The 2,626-nt window shown below is 69.3% G+C and carries 4 protein-coding genes and 1 pseudogene; 3 read left to right on the forward strand and 2 right to left on the reverse strand.

Features of this window, described 5'->3' with window-relative positions; translation table 11 throughout:
* Positions 1 to 186 (forward strand): annotated as a pseudogene (locus ACK42S_RS17215) (DNA methylase N-4); the annotation flags it as partial.
* Here the strand turns inward: ACK42S_RS17215 and ACK42S_RS17220 are convergent.
* Together ACK42S_RS17220 and ACK42S_RS17225 are read right to left on the reverse strand one after the other, a co-directional pair.
* On the reverse strand, positions 153 to 752 hold the full coding sequence (locus ACK42S_RS17220) for a DUF3489 domain-containing protein (RefSeq protein WP_409710461.1): 600 nt from the start codon (positions 750 to 752) through the stop codon (positions 153 to 155). The pseudogene ACK42S_RS17215 and the gene ACK42S_RS17220 sit on opposite strands and share 34 nt — an antisense overlap.
* Before the next feature lie 94 nt (positions 753 to 846).
* A complete protein-coding gene (locus ACK42S_RS17225; RefSeq protein ID WP_409710464.1) occupies positions 847 to 1,113 on the reverse strand; it encodes a hypothetical protein in 267 nt (88 codons plus the stop codon).
* A 107-nt stretch (positions 1,114 to 1,220) separates the two neighbouring features.
* Between ACK42S_RS17225 and ACK42S_RS17230 the strand changes: the two genes are divergently transcribed.
* The gene (locus tag ACK42S_RS17230) at positions 1,221 to 1,769 is read left to right on the forward strand and encodes an elements of external origin (protein ID WP_409710467.1); all 549 of its coding nucleotides are present in this window, start codon (positions 1,221 to 1,223) and stop codon (positions 1,767 to 1,769) included.
* Positions 1,766 to 2,626, forward strand: an 861-nt coding sequence (locus ACK42S_RS17235; RefSeq protein WP_409710470.1) for a phage terminase large subunit family protein, incomplete at its 3' end; no start/stop codon positions are given. The genes ACK42S_RS17230 and ACK42S_RS17235, both read left to right, overlap by 4 nt.

The following is a 2,626-nucleotide window of genomic DNA, read 5'->3' on the forward strand; positions in this document are numbered from 1 at the left end:
GGCTCGGGCACGACCTTGATCGCCGCCGAGAAGGCCGGGCGCGTGGCGCGGCTGATCGAGCTCGACCCGAAGTATGCGGACGTGATCGTGCGGCGCTGGCAGGACTGGACGGGCCAGCAGGCCACCCGCGAGGCGGATGGCGTGGCCTTCGATCAGGCGACCGCATCCTGCCCGATGATGCGGTAGACCCGCTCGCCACCCGGGGGCTTGTCCGAGACGATGGCCAAGCCCAGCTTCTTCTTCAGCGCCCCGGCCAAGGTGCCGCGCACGGTGTGCGCCTGCCAGCCGGTGGCCTCGACGATCTGGCGGATCGTGGCGCCCTCGGGTCGGCGCAGCATCGCGATCACCTGCGCCTGCTTGCTGTGGACGCGGGTGCGGCGCGACGCATCGTCCTTCGCCTGCGTCCACGTGGCTTCGGCCGCGGTGACGGCGGCCTCCAGTTCGGGATCGCTCGCGGCGGTTGTCGCTGCTTCCGCATTCGCGATGATCTGATCGAGACGGGCCTCGAACGAACCCGCGTTCGGGGTCTTCGCGCCCGGACGCAGCAGACCCAGAGCCTCAAAGCCCTCGGCGGCGACGAACCAGTGGCTGCGATCGGTCGTGATCAGGGCGCGGTTGGCCAGGCCTGCCAGCACCTTCTGGCGCGCGCCGCCTTTGATGTGCTCGGGGAACCACTCGATACGGCCGCCGTGGTGCTCGATGGCGTGAGCCAGGATGGCGTGCTGGGTTGGGGTCAGGGTGATGGGGGTCATGGGCGTGCTCCTTCGCAGGGATGGATCGGGTTACTGGATGAACGCGCTGTTCGGGGCAGAAGCCAAGCACTACGTGCTTGGCTTGCGCTGTGAGTCAGTCCTTGCGCAGCACCGCGATGCCGGCTTGCGCCAGTTCCAGGGCTGCGGCGTGGAATGCCATCTCGCCGACCCAGGGCGCAGCCCGTGTGTCGTCGAGCAACTGGTCGATGACCGGACGGGCCTTGGCGCGCATCGCCGCGCAGGCGGCCTCCAGGTCATCGCGGCTGGCGACGGCGACCTCCTGACGGCAACTGCGCACGAGGACCGTCAACGCAGCTTCGGCGAGTTTGGTGGCGAGAAGGTCAGGGGTGTGGGTGTTCATGGCGTGTTCCTCTCGGGGTGGTTGGCGTGACGTGATGAACGCGCTGTTGCCGAGGAAAGCCAAGCTGAATCTGCGAAGACACGAACCAATGTGGGAAGACGGCGACGATGGGACTATCGATTCGCGCCTACGCGCGCCACCGCGGCGTGTCGCACGTGGCCGTGAAGAAGGCGATCGACACCGGCCGCATCACGCCGCTGCCTGACGGCACGATCGACCCCGAGGCGGCCGACGCGCAGTGGGCGCGCAACACCTTGCAGCCCCGGCGAGCGCCTGAACCGCAGAAGTCCGATACCAAGAAGCCGCAGGCCCGACCCGAACGCGAGACCTCCGACCCCGTCCCCCCGCCGCTGCCCACCGGCGGCACGTCGCTGCTGCAGGCGCGCACGGTCAACGAGGTGCTCAAGGCCCAGCTCAACAAGGTGGAGCTGGCGCAGCGCAAGGGGGAGCTCGTCGACCGCGCGCAGGCCGTCTCTCACGTGTTCAAGCTCGCGCGCACCGAGCGCGATGCGTGGCTGAACTGGCCGGCGCGCATCTCGGCGCAGATGGCCGCACGGCTGAACGTCGATGCCCACGCGCTGCACGTGGCGCTCGATGCGGCCGTGCGCGAGCACTTGCAGGAACTGGGCGAGCTACGCCCGCGCGTGGACGGATGACGATGGAGTACGACGGCGCCGACGACATCGAGCGGGCCTGGCGCGAGGGGCTCACTCCCGACCCGCTGCTGACGGTCTCCGAGTGGGCCGACCGGCATCGGGTGCTCTCGAGCAAGGCGTCGAGCGAGCCGGGGCGCTGGCGCACGAGCCGCACGCCTTACCTGCGCGAGATCATGGACTGCCTCTCGCCCGCCTCGCCCATCGAGCGGGTGGTGTTCATGAAGGCCGCGCAACTGGGCGCGACCGAAATGGGCAGCAACTGGATCGGCTACGTGATCCACCACGCCCCCGGGCCGATGATGGCGGTGTGGCCGACGGTGGAGATGGCCAAGCGAGCCTCCAAGCAGCGCATCGACCCGCTGATCGAGGAGTCGCCGGTGCTCGCCGAGCGGATCGCCCCGGCGCGCAGCCGGGACTCGGGCAACACCATCCTCGCCAAGGAGTTCCGCGGCGGCGTGCTGGTGATGACCGGGGCCAACAGCGCGGTGGGCCTGCGCTCGATGCCGGTGCGCTATCTCTTCCTCGACGAGGTGGACGGCTATCCGCTGGACGTCGAGGGGGAAGGTGATGCGATCTCGCTGGCCGAAGCCCGCACCCGGACGTTTGCCCGGCGCAAGATCTTCATCGTCTCGACCCCGACGATCGCGGGCGCCAGCGCCATCGAGCGTGAGTACGAGGCCAGTGACCAGCGCCGCTACTTCGTGCCTTGTCCGCACTGCGGCCACCGTCAGTGGCTGCGCTTCGAGCAGCTGCGCTGGGACAAGGGCGCAACGGACACCGCCGCCTACGTCTGCGAGGCCTGCGACGCCCCCATTGCCGAGCACCACAAGACCTGGATGCTGGAGCACGGCGAGTGG

Origin of the sequence: Caldimonas sp. (assembly GCF_046289365.1) — a bacterium.
Taxonomy (GTDB): Bacteria; Pseudomonadota; Gammaproteobacteria; order Burkholderiales; family Burkholderiaceae_C; genus Caldimonas.